The following is a 21,858-nucleotide window of genomic DNA, read 5'->3' on the forward strand; positions in this document are numbered from 1 at the left end:
AAAAAATGATATATCAGGAATTTGACATCAAAGAAAAAGGCTCCCTTGAAGGAGCCAAGCTGACCGTATATATTCAGGAGTACGCAGAGACTCTCAATATCAAGGATCGTCCTCTTATCCTTATCTGTCCCGGAGGGGCATACGCCTACACTTCGGACAGAGAGGCAGAACCCATAGCCCTTTCATTTCTTGCCAAGGGCTATCATGCAGCTGTCCTTAGATACTCCTGCGCTCCTGCAGTCTTTCCGACAGCGCTTATGGAGCTTGGAAGATCAATTCTTCTTATAAGAGAACATGCAAAGGAATGGCACATTAAAGAGGACTCCATAGTCGTTCAGGGCTGCTCAGCCGGCGGACATCTCGCAGCAAGCTACGCATGCATGTGGATGAGCGACTTTTTATCTGAGGGCATGAACATAACCTATGCAGACAGAATCAAGCTAAGACCAAACGGTCTCATGCTCTGTTATCCGGTTATCACTTCGGGGAAATTTGCTCACGAGGGTTCAATCCAGAACCTTCTTGGAGATAATTATTTAGAGCTAAAAGAAATGATGTCCCTGGAAAACGCTGTCAACGAGCATGTTCCAAGGACATTCATATGGCATACATTTACAGATGGGGCTGTTCCGGTAGAGAACTCACTTCTGTTTGCAACTGCTCTTCGTGAGCACGGCATCAGTACTGAGCTCCATATATTCCCGGAAGGCTGTCACGGCCTTGCTCTGGCAAACGAGCTTACTGCTGGGAACGAGTTAAAAGAAATCGAACCTGTCGCAGAGCCGTGGATAGATCTTGCTACTACATGGATGAAGAAGTATTGATCCGCAGGATTACATAATTCCTTCTACGTATTCTGCTACCTTCTTCATATCAGCTGTGGGCTCAAAGCGGGCAACTACATTTCCCTCTCTGTCCACAACGAACTTTGTGAAATTCCACTTGATCTCAGGATTATTCTTGTAATCCTTGTCGATCTTCTTGAGCATTACACCCATAGCAAGGGCTGCAGGGCCTTTTCCGAATCCCTCAAAGCCCTTCTGGCTCTTGAGGAACTTGTAAAGAGGAAGTGCACCTTCACCATTTACTTCTGATTTCTTCATCTGAGGGAACATTGTGTTGTAGTGAAGCTGACAGAACTCATGGATCTCCTCGTCAGTTCCGGGGGTCTGGCCTGCGAACTGATTGCAAGGAATATCAAGGATCTCAAGTCCCTTGTCGTGAAGCTTCTCATACATAGCCTCAATATCTTTATAGTGTGGGGTAAATCCGCATCCTGTTGCTGTATTTACAACAAGCACTACCTTACCTCTGTAATTTTCCATTGATACTTCATTTCCCTGTGCATCTGTTACCGAATAATCATAAAAGCTCATGGTGAATCCTCCTTTTGAATTCCATAAACAACTATACAAACAAATCTATCTGAGCAAGCTCGATATATTTATTTGTATATATATCTGCTTGTCTCTGTATACAATCATATTGTGCGCAATCTAATTTGTCAATACCTGTTGCAAATATTTTTTTCTCCTCTTATCATTAATGCATGAATAACTACATTGTCTTTGACCTTGAGTGGAATCAGGGTGATGCGCCAGTTACCAGGGACGGCAAAACTCTCGTCTTTGAGATTGTTGAGATCGGCGCAGTCAAACTTAATGAAAACAGAGAAAAGATAGGTGAATTCTCACGGCTTATTAAGCCGCAGGTCCATCAGCACATGCACCGCATAACCGGCAAGCTCATCCATCTCTCAATGGAGGATCTTGAAAGCGGCGAGAAATTTGAGGATGTTGCAAAAGAGTTCTTGGAATGGTGCGGAGAAGATCCCAAGTTCTGTACCTGGGGACCGCTGGACCTTACCGAATTCCAGCGCAATCTGGATTTCTTCGGTCAGCCTCTTTTATCTGACAGACCCCTTGCTTTTTACGATGTCCAAAAGCTTTACAGTCTTGCCTATGACAACGGAAAATCCAGAAGGGGCCTTGAGTCTGCCATTGACGAGCTGGGCATCGAAAAAGATATTCCTTTTCACAGAGCTCTGGCAGATGCGGAATATACAGCCAAGATCTTTAAGCGCCTCGGCGAAAAGGCTCTCAGTAAGATTTCTTTTGACACCTATGTCACACCCAAGACCAAGAAGCAGGAAATACGGATAATCTTCGACAACTACGAGAAGTACATCTCGCGTGAGTTTGCCAACAAAGAAGACATCCTTGAGAATATCGAGATCATGAGCACCAGGTGTTATCTCTGTAAAAAGAACCTTAAGAGGGTAGTCAAGTGGTTTACCCCTAACGGCAAGCACTACTACGCTGTTGCATACTGCGAAAAGCACGGCTTCATGAAAGCCAAGGTTCGCATCAAAAAGGCTGAGAACGATAAACTCTATGTAGTTAAGACCTGCAGGTTCATCTCCACCGAAGACATGGAAGACCTGAAAAAGAAACATCGCAAGATCAAAAAGAGACAGAAAGATAAGGACGACTGAACATGGAGTTTCAGCTTACAACCCTGTGCTATATCGAACGAGATGATGAATATCTCATGATGCACAGGATTTCCAAGAAAAATGATATCAACAAGGACAAATGGATCGGAGTCGGCGGCCACTTTGAAGGCACTGAAAGCCCCGAGGAATGTGTAAAGAGAGAAGTCTTTGAGGAAACAGGCTTTGACATTCCTCTTGAGGACTTTGCCTATAGGGCCGTCATTACCTTTGTCTCCGACAAGGGTGACTATGAGCTGATGAGTCTTTTTACCGCCAAATGGCCCGGCGGTGAACCCAAAGAATGCAATGAAGGCAAGCTTGAATGGGTAAACAAAAAAGCTGTTTATAACCTTAACCTCTGGGAAGGCGACAAAATATTCTTCAAGCAGCTTGAAGAGAGCCGGGATTTCTTTTCCCTGAAAATGGCCTATGACAAAGAGGATAATCTAAGGCTTGCGATCCTTAACGGAAAGGAGCTTTCACTTGGAAGAAAAGAGTTATGAGTTCCTTGCGGGGAGGATCAGAGATCTGGCGAACAGAGCCTATCAGAACGGTTTTGTTACTCACACGGACTTTCTATCACTCTCTGAACTTTCGCATTTCTACAGGATGCTCTCTTCAGAGGGAGTTCCATCAAATGTGCATGAATACTGTGGCGCCGCTTTTTGTATCTACGGCGGCTTTGATGATGCCGAGAGGGCTATGGTGTGCTTCCTCCCTGATTATATGGATGAAGAGACCTTCCTCGCCTCGGAAAAGGCTGAGCAGACGGTGCTCGCCTGCGTGCATATCACTCCACTAAACAACAAGTTTTCGGATGACTTAAACCACAGGGATTATCTGGGAGCTCTTATGAATCTTGGAATAGAGCGCGATCAGATAGGTGACATCCTGACCGGCGATAAAGAAGCTTATATCTTTGCCACAATCGAGATTGCCGAGATGATCTGCAAAGAGCTGGTGAGGATCAGGCACACCTCAGTAAAATGCGAAAAGGTAAGCTCAGCTGACTGCAATATCCGGCCCACATATGAAGAGGTAAGCGGAAGTGTCGCCTCCGAGAGAACTGATGCGATCATTGCTTTCGTCTATCACCTTTCAAGAAGCGAAGCCCAGAAGCTTATAGAGAGCGAGATGGTATTCATCGATGGACGTACTGCCTATAGCGGCGGTTATGACTTAAAGGTCGGAAGCCGGGTATCAGTAAGAGGACACGGCAAGTTTATATATGACGGTCCTTCCGGTACCACAAGGAAGGGAAGGCTCTTTGTTAGCGCTAGGAAATTTGTATAATGTAAGAAAGAAAAACGCCACCACTTCAACTCTTGAAGTGATGGCGTTTATTTTACCCTATCAATCAGTAAGCAATTGCATCTGTCCAGTAATCCTGGCCGTAAATATCTGTAAATCTGTAGGTTACAAGAGCCTCTCCGTCGCCGACATAGGTGTTGCTGATCGTCATGTCTGACATGCTGCCCTTAACTGTCATAGGCTCGCCAAGGTAATAGCTGTCCTGGTAGCTCTTGTCATATCCGTAGTAGTCGCATACAAAGTCGATGACATCACCTTCTGCAAGTTCGGTTGTGTTCTTGGCAACAGTCTCTGTCTCGCCTTCAACGTAATCGTAGCATGCTCCTGCCACATATCCATCCTCATTCTCTGAATCGAATACAAGAATGAGATTACTTCTTACGCCGTTGATATAGCATGGAACACGGCCTGTAATCGCATAGCTGTCTGATGTTCCCTGAACATCGATGACATAATATGCCACTACCTGTCCGTCAATTGACATCCATGTCTTATCTGTCTGAGACTTAAGGTTGCCCTCATCGTCAAAGTCAAATATGTTATCAAGTCCAAGGTCTACATAGCCTTCTCCGTCATCATAGAACATATTGAGCTCAAGGTCCTGAACCATGCTCCACTGATCCTCGGAAAGCTTGATCACATCTTCGCCTGCAGCGTTTTGAGACCAGAAAAGAGCTGACTGATCAAAGCTGTGATTTGCGATATATTCCGCTGCTCTCTCGACATCCAGGCTCTTTCCGATAAAGCCTGAGTTGGATGATGTAAGACCTGATACGCTGCTAAAGTCACTTGAGAGGAAGGTTGTGAGGAGCTGTGTAATAAGCTCAGCTGAGCCTGCTCCGCTGCTGCCTGTGCTTCCCGAGAAGTCTCCGAAAATGGATCCGACAGGTGATCCCGTAGCACTTCCGCCTGCTGCCACCTGACCTGCTGTACCCATCGATGCAAAGCTTGCGATACACTTTGCATAGTCCTCATCCATTCCGATGTCATCGTAGGTATTAAGCATACTCTGGACATTTCCTGACTTCTTGTAAGGGAAGTAAATTGAAAGTCCGTATGCATTGGTCATGTTTGAGCTTGTCTTGTTGTACTTGATGGCGTCCCTGAGGGCTGATGCCAGCTCTTTTGACTCTGCTGTATCCATGCGGGTTGCAAAGTCCACAAGGTCAACCTGATCTATCCTTGCCTGAGCAAATTCTCTTGTGCTGCTTCTTGCGCCGGATACTGTCTGGAAATTATCTCCGTTTATCATTTCGGAAGTATCCTTGGAGAAATCAGCAAGCTCTGCGGGAACTGTCTCAGAGAGCTCCGCAAGATCTATAAGTGAAAGAGTTGTCTTCTGTCCGGGGCAGTTTCTTGCACAGGCATCGGTAAAGTCATCAATGATGTTTTTGCCGATCTGTACAGTCTCCATGGACGTGTTCTTGCCAAGGGCATTTAACCAGTTTGTATAGTACCAGCCTATACCGGGCTCTGTCTCCTCGGAAGCCACAAGATAATCCGAGTAGTTTGAAACAACAAGTGCATTCTCAACTGTAGCCATCAGACAGGTATCAAAGCCGACCATGTCAAAGGTCACGCCTCCGTCCTTGAGCGCTTTATTGATTCCTGCAAGGGACATAGCTCCTGCCTGAGGGAATTTCTCGTCATATCCATAGCCGCCTGTGGATCCGCCGCCGTGATCCCAGAAGATAAGGATATTTCTGTTAGCCGGGAAGTTCTTGGCAGCCCAGTTTATATAGCCTGAAAGTGTCTCCGGCTTGGTCATTGCTGCATTTCCGAGGTTGTCCTTAAGAAGTGCCATCTGACCGTTCTTGATCTGATATATCTGATTTGTGGAGCTTGAGATAACATTGTTCTGCCACTGCTTTGCTCCGCCTGTATATATGATCAGGTTTACGTTATCCCCGAGGTTTGCACCCAGCATTTCCTGAATATCCCTGCTGGCCATTCCGCTTCTGGACTCAAGGTCTGCGCCGCACATGTAAACCATGATGGTTACAACATCTTCGCCGTTGCCCTTAATAACTGTTCTCTTTGCACGAGCGCTTGGAGATACCGATGTGTTGAGTCTTCCTGTGTTGGGATCTGCGCTCCATGCTGCCGATGCTCCTGAGCTGGCACCTGAGTATGCGCCGTACCCGCCTCCGCCAAGGAGTTGTCCCAGAATAGACATTCCTGATGAACCTGAGCTGCTAAGGCCGGTACCGGTTGATGCTGACCCTGAACCTGTTGAAGTTGTTGTGGTCGTAGCCGGCTGTGTCTGCTGAGTAGTATTTGTATACTGCGTAGTATCACTTACACTGCTGCCTCCGCCTCCGAGGAATGAGGATAATCCTCCACCGCCTCCGAGAACAAGGAACAAAATAATAATGATCATAAAGAGGGGACTTCTACCGCCGGATCTCTGAGGGCCGCCACCCCCACCGGATGAAGATGAACCCGATGAATAACCAGCACTGTTACCGACAGGGCCGGTGCCCAGGCCTTCACCACGCTTGTGAACCCCGCTGCCGCCTTCGGTGACATTTTTCTTTCTACCTACCGGTCTGTTTTCCATTTTATGCCTCCCTTACGTAATCTAATATGCGAATAAATCACGTTTGCCCCTTTATTTTACCATAAAATAAGCCATCCGCATGAATAATTCACGCGGATGGCCCATAGACTCAAGATTCTTAAGTAGAGGATGTTTTATATCAGAGCTCAATCCTGCCTGAGCAGATGAGCTTACCTGATCTTCTGTCAAAGAGGAGGATGTTCTCCCCATTGATATTGATCTTCTCTTCCTGGCCGATCTGATAGATCACGCCACCGAAGATAACACTGGTAAGAAGGAACTCACCAACCTTAAGCTTTAGTGTTGACTCCATTCCTGTAGGCATCGCACCATAGATGGTTGTGTCGATCTTGCCATTTGGATCGATGTCTATTGCTTCAGGACGGATACCGATAACGAAGTCCTCGTCGGTGATGACAGGCTCGTCAACAATTGAATCATCCTGCTCTTCCACCTTCTGAACATGGTACTTGAATACCTCGTCCTTGTTGCTCTTTTCTACAGCGCCCTTCTGAAGGAGTCTCTGGCGCTCAAACTCTGCCTTGTCAGCAGCTTCTTTGTCACGAGCTGCTCTCCATTCTGTGAGGTCCATCTTTTCTGTAGGAACAAATCTTGCTTTGATTCCGCCGAGGATATCCAGTGAAAGGCTTCCATCGCTTCCCTGAGTTCCCTTTGCATCAACAAAGTTCATGGAAGGATTTCCGACGAAATCTGCAACGAAGAGGTTTGAAGGTCTGTTGTAAACTTCAAGCGGAGCTGCGTACTGCTGAAGAACACCGTTGCTTACAAGGCAGATCCTTGTGGCCAGTGTCATTGCTTCCATCTGGTCATGTGTTACATATACGAAAGTTGATCCTGTCTCAACATGGAGTCTCTGCAGCTCATATCTCATCTCGAGACGAAGCTTGGCATCAAGGTTTGAAAGAGGCTCATCCATGAAAAGAACCTGTGGCTCCGGAGCAAGTGTACGGGCAATTGCAACTCTCTGCTGCTGTCCACCCGAGAGCTCTGCAGGGTATCTGTCCATGAACATTCCGATCTTAACGATTCTTGAGCATGCTCTTACTCTTGAATCAATCTCTTCCTTGGAAAGCTTTCTGTTTTCGATAACAGGTTCACCGTTCTTTGTTACTTCAAACTTATCGTTCAGGCTCTTGCCCTCTTTTTCATATCTGCTCTTAATTCCGGCGAGCTTACTCTCATATTCTGCAAGCTTGGTCTTAGCAAGAGCTGCTGCATCGGATGCAGTATGAATGCCCATAGCAAAAAGATCTTTTGCTGTATAGATTGAGAGATTGTAATTGTCGATAAGCTTAACATAAGCCTTGTTCTCATCGAGCTTGCCATTCTTATCACGGCATTCCTCAATGATCTCTTTTACCTTATTGCCGTTCTGAAGGGCTCTCACAAGATCCCCTGCCTGCTTGGCTTCAACGTCAACTACCGGCATCTCCTCATGGATGTTCTTAAGACCAAAAGAGATGTTCTCGTAAACTGTCATGTTGGGCCAAAGTGCGTAGTTCTGGAAAAGGAATCCTACTTTACGCTTGTTGGCAGGAACGTTGATACCTGCGTTTGAATCAAACACTACCTTGTCCCCGATTGTTATCCTTCCCTCAGTGGGAGTCTCGAGACCTGCGATCATACGAAGGATTGTAGTCTTACCACAGCCTGAAGGTCCGAGAAGTGTAATAAAGGAATTATCCGGGATATTGAGGCTTACATTGTCTACGCCGAAGAACTTTCCCCAACGTTTTGTTATATTTTCTAAAATGATTTCCGGCATGATTACTTTCCTCCTATGCCGCTGTCAAGGCTGGCGCCTGTCAGCTTGTTCACTAATGTGTTAAATACAAGAATTGTTACGATGAGGATCAGGTTGATGGCACTTGAGAATGCGTAAAGACCCATCTCATCGAAGTAGTCAAGTGTAGTTGAAAGGATAAAGCCCTGTGTACACAAAAGAAGGAACAGGGACAACTCACGAAGACATGTCATGAACGGAAGAAGATATCCGCTTATGATAGAGGACTTCTGGATCGGAATGATAATCCTGGTCATTCTCTTTATCCATGATGTGTTCATGATTATCGCGGCTTCTTCAAGCTCGTTAGAGATCTGAAGCATTGAGTTCAGAGAGCTTCGGGAAGCAAACGGTATGTATTTTACAACACCTGCGATGATCAGAAGTGTGTATGTGTTGAACAGATTGATGCGCTCGTTGGAGAAGAGGATGAAGAACGCTGCTCCAACTGCGATGGAAGGCATAAGGTAAGGCAAAAATGCAACGTTGTTTACGTAATTAGCCCACTTATTTCTTCTCTTCTTTGCTACGGCATATCCGATAAGAGTTCCGATTGTTCCTGCGATAAGTGCACAGACAACTGCCAGGAATAAAGTTCCGAAGAATGCATGCCAGATTGTCTTGTTGTACAGGATACCGGGCTGACCGTACATACCGTTCTCTGTAATATTCTCGTTTGTTACCCACCACTTGTTTGTAAGGTGTGCAAGGTTTCCTGTGTAAAGGAAGCTGTAGTCACCAGGATTCGGAAGGAAGGTCTCAAGGGCAAACAGAACGATTGGCCAGATACTTGTGAAGAATGTGATGATGATAAAGATGATTCCCACAAGATATTTTCCGACTTTACCGATCGTGAGCTTTGTGAGCTGACCTGACTTACCGGTTACAGTGGTGTAATTCTTACGACTCTTAAGTGAGAGCTGGTTCATTCCAAGAATCAGTACGCCGAAGATCATCATGATGATGGCGAGGATTGAAGCCTCTCCGGTGTATTTGCTGTTCATTGAAATGTACTTGGTTGAAAGTGTTGTAAGGTTCAAATAATGCGGTACCGGATAACTTCCCATGGCACTTCCGAATACCAGAAGGATTGTTGAGAGGATAGCCGGCTTGATCATTGGAAGTGTAACCTTGAACATTATCTTCCACTTCGGTGTATCAAGGATGGTTGCTGCCTCTTCGAGGTTGGCATCCATGTTTTTGAAGATACCGCCTATAAGAATGTAGGCGAAGGGCGCGTAGTGAAGACCGAGAACCATGGCACTTGGAAATACTCCCTGGCACCACCAGTGTGGGAAGTACACATTAAAGATTGCTGCTAAAAGTCCATCGGATGTTCCCGTTACTTTGTTTGAGTAGAACATGTGCTGCCATACAACAGCCAGTGTCCACTGAGGCATGATGTAAGGGAAAATGAAGATGGAGCTTAAGTACTTTTTAAACTTCATATCTGTTCTTGTTACAAGGAAAGCAAAAAGTCCGCCGAACAGGATTGATATAAAGCAGGTAAGTACTGAGAGGATCACCGTGTTAAGAAGCGGTGTCCAGAGGTTTGTCTTTGCAAGTTTACTTGTGAAAAGATCTGTGTAGTTAACTATTGTGTATCCGGAAGCTCTTTTTGTCAGATGCTGATCAATGGTTCCCGGATGAATCGCAAAAGTGTCTTTTACAATTGCGATGATCGGTGCGACAGTACTGAAGGTCAAAACAATCCCAAACAGCAAAAGTATAATATTCTGAGGTTGGGAAAACCATGTCTTTACCTTATTCTTGAAAATCGCACTTTTGTCTGGTTTTGCGATTGTCTGCATGTTAAGTGTTCCTTTCTCTATTTACCATGATATTCGGGTCGTAAAGTACAAATGCGTTTCATGCAAGCATGAACGCATCTGTACCTTCGACACCTATATCATTCTCATTCGCCCGGAGCATAGTGATCAAGTACGTCGATCCAGCTTCCTACTGTGAAGGAAACGTCTGAGCAATATACAGGATCCTCAAGAACAAGCTCACCGTCTGTTGTCCACCAGTCATAGCCACGGTCGTTCTTTGCAGGGAACTCATCTCCGCCACCCTGTGAGTGCTGGAATTTCTCTTCAACCTCTTTTGCAACGTTAGGATTTGATGAATATCCACCCATATCCTTGCCCCAAGGCTCAAATCCGGACTCTGTGCATGTCATGAATGCGATGAATGCGCATGCTGTCCAAGGAAGAGGAGAATTCTTTGTAAGGAAGAGGTAGTGGCAGTAGCCGTATCCGCCGATTCCTGTGTAGCCGTCCTGATATGCTGCTACGTTGATGTTGTTAACTGATACTGTAGCTGACTCCTCAACTGAACGAAGCTTTGAGTAAACAAGAAGTCCTGCCTGGTCCTTAGCTGAAGCATCTACAAGAGTGTTGCAGATAGGGCCGTCATCAGTCTGTTCGTTGTAGTTGTTAACCCAGAGCTTGATCCATGCAAGTGCATAAGCGCCGTTTGCACCAAGTCCGAGGTCGCTGGCATCTGCCTGCATAGCCTGGATTTCAGGCTCGAAGTATGCCTTCTTTGTATCATCAAGCTTGTCATAAGCTTCTTTAAGCCATGTTGCGTACTTATCTTCTGTGAGCATCATAAGGAAGTTCTTTCCTACAATCTCAGAATCAACACCCATGAAAAGAGGATGTGAACCTTCATATACGAAGTCCCAGCAGTTTGTGTATGTAGCTGTTCCCTGGTTGTTGTACATGAATACCTTGTTAAGTGTCTGAAGAGGAAGGAATCCCTCATATGCATCAGCTGTTGTTCCGTTAGCCTCTGCCCACTCCTTAGGAACGAAAGTCTTAAGGATGTCTGTATCTACCATCTTGGACTGAATCTGGTTACCGTCCTGGATAAGAGTCATGGCAAATGTGCCTTCGCTCTTAAGTGAATCTGATGTAAGCTGCTCGAAGATCTTGTTATTCTTGGGCTGCTGCCACTCGAACTCCATTGTGTATGAAGGATCGATGGACTGAAGATACTCGATGAATACAGGAAGTGCTGACTTACCACGGCTACTGTTACCTACGCCGTAGAATGTCTTGCCGTTTGACTCTTCAATGGCCTTCTTGGCAAGCTCTTCCATTGACATACCTTCTGCCTCAGCGATGATCGCATCGATTCCTGTAAGCTCAGCAGCAGGTGCGCTCTCTGCTACTGCTGTGTCTGCTGCTGCGTTGTCAGCTGCAGGTGCTGCATCAGCAGAAGCCTGTGTGTCAGTTGATGTAGCTGCAGGTGCCTGTGCTGCGCCGCCGCAACCAGCCAGTGCTGTAACTACCATTGTGAAAGCTAAGATTGTTGATAATACTTTCTTTTTCACTTTTCATTTCCTCCTTTTACATTAACCCTGTGTTTTAGTACAAAAAAATGTACTTACGGGCATTTCTTGCTCTGTAAGTACATTGTAAATTTTTCAATATTTCGTTTGCAGATGATAATTCTGATATTTTTTGTAAATTTTTAACATTTTGTTTAGAAATTCCTGATCAGGCTCATTCAAGTCCCTTGGCCTGATAGTCAGAAGGGGTCTTGCCCACAAGCTTTTTAAAGGTATTTGAGAAGTAAGCGATGTCTGAATATCCCACTTTTTCTGCAACTTCGTAGACCTTGACCTGAACATCCTTGAGGTAATCCATGGCCTTTTTGATCCTGTATTTGGTCAGGTAGTTGCCAATGCTGATGTCGGTCTCTGATTTAAAGAGTCTGCTGATGTGCCCCTCGCTGACACCCATGGATTCTGCCAAAGCCCCGATGCTCATTCCGGGGTCAGCAAAATGCTCCTCTATATAAGAAATTGCGCTCTGAACATACCTGTTGGCTATCTCTTCCTTACTCTTAAGCGGAATCAGATTATCCTCAAGTTCTCGTGTGGAAGCCGGAACGCTGGGATGAAGATGAAGAAGCCTTTGGATCGAACCTTCAAGCTCGCCGTCCTGGAAGGGTTTTAAAAGATAATCCGACACGCCGATACGTATAGCCTGCCTTGCATACTCAAACTCGTTGTAGGCTGTAAGGAATATCACCTTTGTTCCCGGACATTTCTCAATGATCTTCTCTGCCATCTCTATGCCATCCATTTTGGGCATGCGTATATCAGAGATCACAAGGTCCGGGCGCAGCGTCTCTGCAGCTTCAAGACCCTCGATACCGTTGGCAGCTTCCCCCACAACCTCACACCCGATAAGGGACCAGTCCGTCTCACTCTTTATGCCCATTCTCACATATTTTTCATCATCAACTATCAGTACTCTTGTCATCTTTCTCCTCTTCCTTCACCGGTTCGTTTTCCGAATAAGGAATTGTAACTATCATAATTGTTCCGCCCTCTGACGGTCTTACAGCCATAACCCCATACTCCTTGCCATAGTAAAGCCTTATAATGGTGTTTACGTTGTTAAGACCAAGATGCCCCTTAAGCGTCTCCGGGTCATCGTTGTTAAGGGCAGTCAGCATCTCATCGCTTATGCCTTTTCCGTTGTCCTGAACGGAAATCTTAAGAAGGTCCGGCGCACCGTCCCTGCCTTTTTCCCTGATAGAAGCCACGTAGATGTGGCCGTTGTCCATCTCATCCATGCCGTGAATAATGGCGTTTTCTATGATGGGCTGCAGGATAAGCTTTGGAATGACGGCCTGCATCACATCCTCGGGGATATCTATGGTAATGTCAAACTTATCGTCAAACCTTATCCTTTGAATGTCGCAATAATTCTGGATCAGCCTGATCTCTTCGGAGAGCCTTACAAACTGAGTCTGGGAAATACTGGTCCGAAGGATTCCGGCAAGAGATGCCGACATGGTCGCAACCTCCGGCACATGATTTGCCTTGGCCACCCACTTGATGGTGTCTAACGTATTATACAAAAAGTGCGGATTAAGCTGCGCCTGCATCATCTCGATCCTGGTCTCGTTTACCTTTCTCTCAGCAGCCACACGCTCTTCCATAGTGTCTTTTAACTGAGTGGTCATCTTGTTAAAGCCGACTGCAAGCTGCTCGAATTCATCCTCTCTATCCAGCTCGATCTTGGCATCGAAGTCGCCCTTCCTGAAGCGCCTCATACCGGCTGCCAGTGTACCAATGGGCTTGGCCACATAATTACTCATCCTGTTGGCGACTATGAGACAGACGATAACACTTATTATGGCCAGAAGGATTATGATCTGATAACCCGCCTTCACTGCCGATTCATCAAGGGCCGGCGGAGTTACATATACGGATAAAAGACCGCTCTCTCCCAGCTCGGTTATATAGACATTGCTGTCAAAACCGTCGTTGTATAGATTCCCCTTAAAAAGATTGTTGCGGATCCGGTCCAGAGTTTTGCCATCCTCGGCTGTTCCCATAAGGCACAGTGGCCTTAAGTGGTCATTTACCAGCATGAAACCATCCTTGGCATTCATGGTTCCGCTGAGCTGTTCCTTAAGAGTATCCTGCTCTATTCTTATGACCGCATAACCGGGATTGTCTTTATTAATGATCTGCCTTGCTATCAATAAAGATGCCGACTCCTCATCGGAACTGCCCGGATCCAGGGCATAGATCGTCTTGCCGGAACTCCTTGAAGCATTTGAAAGAACAGAGTAATACTCAGGAAGTGCTGCCGACTTATATCCGCTTCTTGTGCTGTACATGCAGAGTCCTCCGATGTACAGATCAACCACAGCAAAGTCTCTGACATTCTGGCTCTCATTATAAAGAGCTGCATATATCTCCAGTGAATTCTTGCGTCCTTTGAAAAAAGCTTTTCTGAGAACATCATTTGAAGCAATGCCATCAAGGGTTTGCTCCGCACCTGTAAGCATCGTGTTGATTCGCTCTGTCACAAGCTCTTCCTGCTCTTTGTCTCTCTTTTCATAATCCGCTTTGACTCTGGCCTGGAAGCCCTGAACCGTCAGTATTCCTCCGAATATGACAAGGCACAGTGCCGCTGCAAGAAACGCTACAAACATCTGTCTTCTGAAGGATTGTCTTACAAAGCCCATAGTCACTCTCCCTCCTGCCCGGTCATGGCGTTCCAGAGGGAAAAGACCTCCATCTCTTCCTGCGCGGATTTCCTGATATCAAAGCTTATCTGTTTAAGTCCCGAATCGGTGCTCCTATTGAGGTCTGTTCTGACACTCCTTCTATAGAAGTTATCGCAGGCAAACTGCTGCGTATCATGTGAAACAACAAAGTCAATGAACTTGCCGGCATTATAACTGTGAGGCGCGTTCCTGACAACAGCGCAGCCATCGGGAACTGCACTGGTTCCGTCTTCCGGATAGATCATGGTTATATCATATCCCTGATCTATGGCCTTCTTGGCTGTTTCCTCGAGAGTTATCCCCACCAGGAATTTACCGTCTGAAACCTGTGGGATAATATCGCCTGAAGATCCGAGGACCTTGCCCTCAAGCTGTTCATAAAATCTCGGAACCAGGCTCTCAGGTTCCTCATTAAAGAGCTGTTCCATGGTTGAGATGATGGTGTAACTGGTTCCTGACATGGCAAGATCCGCAAATGCGATCTTACCTTTCCACTTCGTATCAAAGAGCTGCTCCCAACTTCTTGGAACCTCTGAATATGACACCAGCTTTTTGTTATATACAAATACGATCGGAAGCTCTGTAAACGGTGTCCAGTAGTTGTCGGCATCGAGATAATTCTCGTCAAGAATGGGTTTATCTCCTGTCTCGTATGGCATGAAAAGATCTTTCTGAGCTTCGTAGCTCTCGATACCGCCTCCAAACATGATGTCGCAGGCTCCGTTTTCAGAAGCCTCTTTTACCTGAGATATCATCTCGGCAGTTCCACCGGCATGCAGCTCCACCCAGATTCCTGTTCGGTCTTCAAATTCTCTGATTATAGGAAGGTAAACCTCCTCCTTGTGAGAGGTATAGACTATCAGACGCTTTTCCTCCGGTACGGAGTACCTGGCTGAGATTTCCTCTATAGCCAGCTGCCTTGGAGAATTGCCGCAGGACGAAAGCAGAAGCATCGCTGCTCCTGTAAGAAACGTGATCGCTATAGCTTTAAGGCGTTTGTTCAATGTCTTTTTACTATGTCTCATGGTCCTATTCTACTACATACCTGCCTTGATTTACAAAGAGCATTGTGATAAGATACTTAGTGCATGTTTCCGTAGCTCAGCAGGATAGAGCGTTCGCCTCCTAAGCGAAAGGTCGTGCGTTCGAATCGCATCGGGAACACTCGCGAAGGCTACAAGCCGTGCAAAAAATAGATAATCCGACTCGTGGGAGTTTACTCACAATCGAGTCGGATTATCTATTTTTTTATAGGGCGCCAGCCCGCGGAGAGGAAGCTCTGCTTCCTCGTCGCGCATGGCTTGTGAGTCAATGGGGACGTTTCAGTTTGTCTCATTTTATGTTTACGCCTTTACCGGAACCCAAATTTCAGAATAATACTCCGGATCCTGCGCTCCTTTTGCATACTTAGTTTCATCCGTATAAAACTCTATATTGAAGCCTGCAGCGATCTCATAGTTGCTGGCCGGAAGCCATTCGTTGAACACCTGAGTGTTAACGCTCTGCAGCGCCTGTGGCATAGCCCCACGACATGGGAACACAGCCCAGGTGTACTCCGGGATCTCTTTTACCTCGTACCCTTCAGCGCTTGCCAGTTCTTCATTGTAATCATCAGCTATCATATAGCGAAACTGATCACCCTGAATCTCATCATCAAGGCACACTCCGTAAACGCCCATGAGCTTGTTGGACGGGTTAGCAAATACCTCATCCCAGAACTTAGGGATAGTGCTATAGCCATCACCGTAATCAATTATCTTTGAAACTCCCATTACTTTAAATGCCGGTTTCTTCTCAATCCTGTACTCCATTGTTTTCCCTCCATCTAATGTCAGTTTAATGTGCAGCGGTGCAAAAGCCTTAATGCTTGCACCATTTTGTCTTACATCAGTTGGAGTGCTTCCATGAAATCTTGTAAATGCCTTGGTGAAGCTGTCTGCCGAGTCATAGCCATACTTTATCGCAAGATCTATCACTTTGATGTCTGATGAAGTCAGCTCCTCTCCGGCAAGAGAGAGCCTTCTCATCCGGACATATTCACCGACAGTGTATCCGCACAGCATGGAAAAGCCCTTCTGGAAATAGAATGCGGATGTATTCACTTCCCGGGCAATCCTGCCAACTGTCAGATCTTCAGTGATATTCTCCTCGATAAACTTAATGGCATCTTCAATGATCTTCGTCCAGTTCATATGTAACCTCCAACTTGATTGTAACTTTAGTATAGAGGTCTTGTACATACTGCTCCCGACAAAAAGTGTTTTCTTTTGTCAGCTGGCCAGGTCCCGTCGGTTAAACACAACAAACGCCAGGGATGCGCAGCAGACTGTGACTATAGCTGCCATCACAAGTGCCATAGCCTCAACCTCTATTCCTGAGAAAATCTCGGACGCATTCGCATAGGAATATGGGCCGATAAAGAGATAGTCCTTAAGATCCGGAACAACTCTTCCCATAAGGTCATAGACATAACAAAACAACACAATTCCCAGGCCCATGCCCATCTTGCTCTTTCCCGAAAAAGCAGAGATGCCAAAACATATCGCTGCGGTTTCAATGTTCATCAGAAACTGCCTTATCATAAATGCAGTAAATTCCTGTGTCGGGATCTCCTCTCCCAGATACACAAAGCCGCAAATATAGAAAAGTGCACAGATTACAGTAAACAAAGTAAGCAGGATAACTACGCATCCGCCCTTTGCCGCAAGGACCTTGCTCCTTGAGATCGGGAGCGAGAAAAGAAACTCTCCGCTGTGCTTATCTTCCTCTTTAGACAGAATATCAATTGCCAGAATAGCTGCAAACATGCCACTTCCAAGCCCATGTACAGTTCCAACCTCAGTTGCAAAAAATCCTTCAATCGTTGCAATGCTCAAAGTGCTCATACCAAAAGCATCGGAAAATGCTCCCATATTTGAGAACATATCCGCCATGTCTTTCATATCACCTTCCATACTCTGATAAAGAAGGATGCAGACAAGACCCATGAGTCCTACTGATAAACTCCATATAAGAAAAGTCTTTAAGTTGAGCTTTAGTTCTCTAAACAATATATGCTTCATAGCTGCCTCCTTTCTTAGTCCTCGTAAAACTTAAGGAAAGTGTCGTCATCAATTCCCACATCATCGAGCATCGATAGCCTTCCCTCTCTCATAATGGCTGCGTGTCTGCAGTACTTATTGACCTCAGTCAGTACGTGTGTGGACAAAAGACATGTCGCCCCCTCGTCCACGTATTCATTAACCAGTTCAAAGAACGTCCTCTGCATAAGAGGGTCAAGTCCTCCCGTCGGCTCGTCAAATATAAAGAGCTTTGGCCTGTGCTGCATTGCACAGACTATGCTGACCTTCTTCCTGTTTCCGTAAGAGAGCTGTTTTATCTTTTTCTCCTTATCTACCTTAAGGCGTTCACATAATTTCTCAGCCTCGGCAGAGCAATCGAGGCCTCTTACATCCGCCGCATACTTAATTACATCCCTGACCTTCATGGAATCATAAAACCAGGCCTCAGATGGCATATAGCCTACATTCTTAAGTATCTCTTCGTGCTCCTTCACACTGTCCATACCAAGTATCTTTATTTCTCCGCTGTTAATCCTTAAAAATCCCAGCATTGAGCGGATAGTCGTAGACTTCCCGGCACCGTTCGGCCCAAGAAATCCAAAGATATCTCCTTCTTCGATACTCAGAGAGACATCTATGACTCCGCGATTTTTTCCGTAGCTCTTTGTAAGGTTTTTTATCTCAACCACACTACTCATGATCTTCCCTCCTCTTTATGTCTTACTTGTCTTAATTTATGATTAACACAAAGAAAAAGCGGGAACAATGGCTGTTCCCGCAAGGTGCACTTTAATTCCCCTAAGATTCACTTTTTATGTTCCGACTGAAAGATCCGAAGGTCCTCATTGAGTCTTTTATCATCGATATAGCGCTTCGATTTGTAAATGAAGTAGACGCATATATAGCATAGTAAAACATATGCTGCAAATATCAGCGTAGCCAGAAGACTTCTGTCAAACCACTTAAACAGGTATGACAACATGGTGTAAACCACCGTGCATATCACCATTCCCAAAAGCTCTTTTCCACCGAGGCTATCCGCCTCATCAAAGTTCCATAGCAGATAAACCTGAATGTATCCAATGACATAACACGCCAGTATCATCTCCAGCATGTGCAGCATATCTGCAACAAATACACCTCCGATAAGCCTCACAACACAGTAGAAAAACAGTATCGCAAAGAAGTAGAGACAGGCCTTAAATTCTATTCCGATCTCTTTTGTGAGATAGAGCTCCCACATGGTAAGGCGCTTCTTGTCCTTATTCCTGTCACCCATCTTATCTCTCTCCTTTCAGTAGTCTTCTGAAATCCACGGCATATCTTCTGGAAATCATGATGTGCTCTCCGCCTTCCATGGTGGCGTCGATCCTGTTGGAGGAGAGGCTCTTTAAAGCCCTTACCTTTCCAACATTTATTATCATTGATTTGCTGCACCTGAAAAACGTCTCATCCTTAACTTCATTCATAAATGAAACCAGTGACCCCTCGATCCTGGCCACGACCTCAGCCGTATATGCAAAGAGCTTGTCGTCCACCGTCTCCAAATACAGGATATCCTCAAGGTCAATGGAAACGCTCCCTGTATCCGTTCTGCCCCAGAGCTTGCCTTCTCCGCTTTCCAGGATTCCGATTATTCTGCTTACTGTGGGACTTAGCTCCTTGTACCTGATGACAATGCTCTCTTCCCCTTCAGTTATCTTCTCGATGTCTATATTCATGCTCGTTTCTCCCTATTACTAACATAACACAATGTAATCCTTGCAAAAAGGCATATTTTTGTGGTATTATTTCGTCGTTTTGAGGTTTAATTGTGAGGAGATTTTCATGGGAAGAGTTTTTAAAAATATACGTAAAATCGATACAGTGCTGTGTATAGCCTGGATTCTGGCCATTGTCTCGGCCTTCTTTGTTCATCCGTCAAAAGAGTACCTTAGCTACATAGATTTCAGGTCCCTCGGAATCCTCTGGGGACTTATGGTCATAATTCAGGGACTTAAAGAGAACTCAGTCTTTGACAGGATTGCTGGATTTCTTTTATCAAAGGTCACAAAGAGCTGGCAGCTATCCGCTGTACTTATATTCATGTGCTTTTTCGGAAGCATGCTGATCACAAACGATGTAGCGCTCATAACCTTTGTTCCGTTCGCACTTATGATCCTTCACGGCTGCAGACGCGAAGACATGATGATCCCGACAGTTGTTCTGCAGACAGTTGCTGCTAACCTCGGAAGTATGCTTACTCCCATCGGCAATCCTCAGAACCTTTATCTGTACGGACTGACAGGCATGAGCCTCGGCCGCTTTGTCCTGATCATGCTGCCCTTTTCCCTTGTATCTGCGGTTTTACTTGTTCTCTCCCTGCTTATCATTCCGGGTAGGGAAAAGAGCCTTAATACGAGCGAGCGTTCTTCCATCACAAGTCAGTTTGGAAGCACACGCCAGATAATCATTTATGCTGTTTTATTTGCAATAGCTCTTTTAACAGTAGTAAGGATCCTGCCCTGGTATGTATTTGCAGTTATTGTTCTGGTTATAGTGGGTGGAATGGATTACAAGATTCTCTTCCGTGCAGACTATGTGCTGCTGCTTACTTTCATCGGTTTCTTTATTTTCACGGGAAACATGGGAAACATCGAAGTAATCAGTTCCTTCCTGGAAGAAATCCTGATCGGCCGTGAGTTTGCAATATCCGTAGCCCTCAGCCAGGTGATCAGCAATGTTCCTGCAACTCTCATGCTCTCAGGCTTTACATTTAATTATAAGTCTCTGCTCATCGGTGTTAACGTAGGTGGTCTTGGAACACTTATTGCTTCCATGGCTTCTCTTATTTCATATAAGGCATACAGCAAAGAGTATCAGGAAAAGAGCGGAAAATACCTTCTGGTCTTTACTGTTGTAAATGTAGTATTTCTGATAGCTTTGGTCCTGACATATATAATTATCAGAAATCTTTGGATCTGAAAAATTAGTTTCAGATTTTATGTTGACGAAGACTTTTAAACATGTTACAAATGTAAGTGGTAAGTTTCAGAGCACAATTTGGAGGTAGAGAGGAATGTTGAATAGGTGATATTGATTCATTAAGTAATAGCAGTAATTAACCCGTAAGGGTATTATTTGCGTTGCGCGAATCGTATCATTCTATTGCAGATCTTTTCTAATTCCGGATAGGTGCTTTTTTTGTGCCATAGTTTGAATATCTAAATCCCGGGATAATAAGATTTTGAGATAGACAAGGTCCGTTTGCGTGATGCAGACGGATTTTTTATTTGTATTTGACTTACTTAGGAGGACATCATGGAAAAGACATCTTCAGATGATTTATCAATAAGAAAGCCCCTGTGGACAAGGGACTTCACAATAATAACCGTAGGCAGCGTAGTGTCGATGCTTGGAAACAGCATGGCTGGATTTGCCCTCAGCCTTATGGTGCTTGATTACACAGGTTCAACGATGCTTTATGCAATCTACCTGATGACCTACACAGTTCCACAGCTCATAGTTCCTATCATTTCAGGCGCCATACTGGACAGGTTCTCAAGAAAAAAGATGATATACACCCTGGACTTTATGATGGGAGGTCTGTATCTGCTACTTGGAATACTGCTCTCACACGGGTGGTTTAACTTCCCGCTTTTTGCACTGTTCAGCTTAACAGTCGGATCTGTCAGCAGCATCTACATGGTAGCTTATGACAGCTTTTATCCGCTTCTGATATCAGAGGGAAATTATTCAAAGGCATATTCCATCGCCAGCGTCCTTGAGACCTTTGCGATATTCATGGTTCCCGTGGCAACATTTTTCTATAAGCTCTTTGGTATGGGGCCACTTCTTATGATCAATGCAGTCTGCTTTTTAGTGGCTGCAACACTTGAAACGCAGATTCGTGCCGAAGAAAAATACATTGAAAAACAAAAGAAAAGTATTGAAGGCGAAGATCTTTCTAAAGTTTCTCGCGTCCTTGTGGATATCAAAGAAGGCTTCAGATATCTCTTTTCCGAAAAAGGACTTATGGCGATTGCCATTTACTTCCTGTTCAGTTCCATGGCAGGAGGCGCATCAAATGTGATCTGCCTTCCCTACTTTAAGGGGAATTTTGAGAACGGTGAGTATCTGTTCATGCTGGTCTTTGGCATGAGCTTTGTGGGAAGAGCTCTGGGCGGCGCTTTCCACTATAAGAAAAAGCTTGATGCCGGTAATAAGTTTTATATTGCACTTTTTGTTTACATCATGATCGGAATATTTGAAGGGCTATATCTCTATACCCCTTTGCATGTTGCGATGGTACTGAGCTTCTTTGTGGGCGTAGGCGGAGTTACAAGTTATACAATAAGAATCTCCTCAACCCAGAGCTATGTTCCCGATGAGAACAAAGGAAGATTCAACGGCGCATTCCAGGTTCTCTCAACTTCAGGCTCACTTATCGCCGAACTTCTGGCCGGCGTTCTGACACTAGTTATGGATCAGCGAGCCGTACTGCTGCTGTTTGAACTTGCCAGCGTAGTTGCTGCCATTCTGATCATCGGCGGAAACAAAGAACACGTCAAAAAGATCTACAACAGAAATATGTAATCCTTCGAAA

At 45.3% G+C, this 21,858-nt stretch carries 19 protein-coding genes and 1 tRNA gene; 7 read left to right on the forward strand and 13 right to left on the reverse strand.

Annotation, left to right across the window (positions count from 1 at the left end; all coding sequences use genetic code 11):
* Window positions 1-5 precede the first annotated feature (5 nt).
* On the forward strand, window positions 6-824 hold the full coding sequence (locus G590_RS0106590) for an alpha/beta hydrolase (protein ID WP_022764885.1): 819 nt from the start codon (window positions 6-8) through the stop codon (window positions 822-824).
* A 9-nt stretch (window positions 825-833) separates the two neighbouring features.
* Here the strand turns inward: G590_RS0106590 and G590_RS0106595 are convergent, their stop codons facing one another.
* A complete protein-coding gene (locus G590_RS0106595) occupies window positions 834-1,376 on the reverse strand; it encodes a glutathione peroxidase (protein WP_022764886.1) in 543 nt (180 codons plus the stop codon).
* Between the two features lie 173 nt (window positions 1,377-1,549).
* On the opposite strand from G590_RS0106595, the gene G590_RS0106600 reads away from it, so the two are divergent.
* Genes G590_RS0106600 through G590_RS0106610 form a run of 3 tightly spaced genes read left to right on the forward strand, consistent with a single transcriptional unit; the run spans window position 1,550 to window position 3,787 of the window.
* Window positions 1,550-2,494, forward strand: a complete 945-nt coding sequence (locus G590_RS0106600) for a 3'-5' exonuclease (RefSeq protein WP_022764887.1) — start codon at window positions 1,550-1,552, stop codon at window positions 2,492-2,494.
* Window positions 2,495-2,496: 2 nt separating this feature from the next.
* Window positions 2,497-2,997, forward strand: coding sequence for an NUDIX hydrolase (locus tag G590_RS0106605; protein WP_022764888.1), 501 nt, complete (start codon window positions 2,497-2,499; stop codon window positions 2,995-2,997).
* Entirely contained in the window at window positions 2,978-3,787 is an 810-nt protein-coding gene (locus tag G590_RS0106610; protein WP_022764889.1) for a YlmH/Sll1252 family protein, read from the forward strand. Before G590_RS0106605 ends, G590_RS0106610 begins: the two co-directional genes overlap by 20 nt.
* Window positions 3,788-3,851: 64 nt before the next feature.
* Here G590_RS0106610 and G590_RS0106615 read toward each other — a convergent pair whose 3' ends face one another.
* The 7 genes from G590_RS0106615 to G590_RS0106645 form a co-directional block, all read right to left on the reverse strand.
* A complete protein-coding gene (locus G590_RS0106615) occupies window positions 3,852-6,365 on the reverse strand; it encodes a clostripain-related cysteine peptidase (protein WP_022764890.1) in 2,514 nt (837 codons plus the stop codon).
* 139 nt (window positions 6,366-6,504) lie between these two features.
* Complete coding sequence (locus tag G590_RS0106620) at window positions 6,505-8,151, reverse strand: ABC transporter ATP-binding protein (RefSeq protein WP_022764891.1); 1,647 nt, start codon at window positions 8,149-8,151, stop codon at window positions 6,505-6,507.
* 2 nt (window positions 8,152-8,153) lie between these two features.
* Window positions 8,154-9,980 carry an ABC transporter permease gene (locus G590_RS0106625; RefSeq protein WP_022764892.1) on the reverse strand — a complete coding sequence of 609 codons (1,827 nt, stop codon included), beginning with the start codon at window positions 9,978-9,980 and terminating at the stop codon, window positions 8,154-8,156.
* A 104-nt stretch (window positions 9,981-10,084) separates the two neighbouring features.
* Entirely contained in the window at window positions 10,085-11,509 is a 1,425-nt protein-coding gene (locus G590_RS0106630) for a hypothetical protein (RefSeq protein WP_022764893.1), read from the reverse strand.
* A gap of 172 nt (window positions 11,510-11,681) precedes the next feature.
* Window positions 11,682-12,446, reverse strand: coding sequence for a response regulator transcription factor (locus G590_RS0106635; RefSeq protein ID WP_022764894.1), 765 nt, complete (start codon window positions 12,444-12,446; stop codon window positions 11,682-11,684).
* Window positions 12,424-14,169 (reverse strand): cache domain-containing sensor histidine kinase, encoded by a 1,746-nt coding sequence (locus G590_RS18650; protein WP_022764895.1) that lies wholly within the window; start codon window positions 14,167-14,169, stop codon window positions 12,424-12,426. Before G590_RS18650 ends, G590_RS0106635 begins: the two co-directional genes overlap by 23 nt.
* Window positions 14,170-14,171: 2 nt before the next feature.
* Window positions 14,172-15,236 (reverse strand): extracellular solute-binding protein, encoded by a 1,065-nt coding sequence (locus G590_RS0106645; protein WP_026493987.1) that lies wholly within the window; start codon window positions 15,234-15,236, stop codon window positions 14,172-14,174.
* A 65-nt stretch (window positions 15,237-15,301) separates the two neighbouring features.
* Between G590_RS0106645 and G590_RS0106650 the strand changes: the two genes are divergently transcribed.
* Window positions 15,302-15,375: transfer RNA gene (locus G590_RS0106650), tRNA-Arg, on the forward strand.
* Window positions 15,376-15,554: 179 nt separating this feature from the next.
* Here G590_RS0106650 and G590_RS0106655 read toward each other — a convergent pair.
* The 5 genes from G590_RS0106655 to G590_RS0106675 all read right to left on the reverse strand — a co-directional run bounded on the left by G590_RS0106655 (window position 15,555) and on the right by G590_RS0106675 (window position 18,994).
* Window positions 15,555-16,403: an AraC family transcriptional regulator gene (locus G590_RS0106655; protein WP_022764897.1), complete on the reverse strand. Its 849-nt coding sequence runs from the start codon at window positions 16,401-16,403 to the stop codon at window positions 15,555-15,557.
* Between the two features lie 78 nt (window positions 16,404-16,481).
* Window positions 16,482-17,273, reverse strand: coding sequence for an ABC transporter permease subunit (locus G590_RS0106660; RefSeq protein WP_022764898.1), 792 nt, complete (start codon window positions 17,271-17,273; stop codon window positions 16,482-16,484).
* 14 nt (window positions 17,274-17,287) lie between these two features.
* The gene (locus G590_RS18655; RefSeq protein WP_022764899.1) at window positions 17,288-17,971 is read right to left on the reverse strand and encodes an ABC transporter ATP-binding protein; all 684 of its coding nucleotides are present in this window, start codon (window positions 17,969-17,971) and stop codon (window positions 17,288-17,290) included.
* A 107-nt stretch (window positions 17,972-18,078) separates the two neighbouring features.
* The gene (locus tag G590_RS0106670) at window positions 18,079-18,552 is read right to left on the reverse strand and encodes a DUF3021 family protein (protein WP_022764900.1); all 474 of its coding nucleotides are present in this window, start codon (window positions 18,550-18,552) and stop codon (window positions 18,079-18,081) included.
* A gap of 1 nt (window position 18,553) precedes the next feature.
* The gene (locus G590_RS0106675; RefSeq protein WP_022764901.1) at window positions 18,554-18,994 is read right to left on the reverse strand and encodes a LytTR family DNA-binding domain-containing protein; all 441 of its coding nucleotides are present in this window, start codon (window positions 18,992-18,994) and stop codon (window positions 18,554-18,556) included.
* Window positions 18,995-19,100: 106 nt separating this feature from the next.
* On the opposite strand from G590_RS0106675, the gene G590_RS0106680 reads away from it, so the two are divergent.
* Both G590_RS0106680 and G590_RS0106685 read left to right on the forward strand, forming a co-directional pair.
* Window positions 19,101-20,237, forward strand: coding sequence for an SLC13 family permease (locus G590_RS0106680; protein WP_022764902.1), 1,137 nt, complete (start codon window positions 19,101-19,103; stop codon window positions 20,235-20,237).
* A 336-nt stretch (window positions 20,238-20,573) separates the two neighbouring features.
* Window positions 20,574-21,848, forward strand: coding sequence for an MFS transporter (locus G590_RS0106685; RefSeq protein WP_022764903.1), 1,275 nt, complete (start codon window positions 20,574-20,576; stop codon window positions 21,846-21,848).
* Window positions 21,849-21,858 lie beyond the last annotated feature (10 nt).

The organism is Butyrivibrio sp. XPD2006 (genome assembly GCF_000420865.1).
Classification (GTDB): domain Bacteria; phylum Bacillota; class Clostridia; order Lachnospirales; family Lachnospiraceae; genus Butyrivibrio.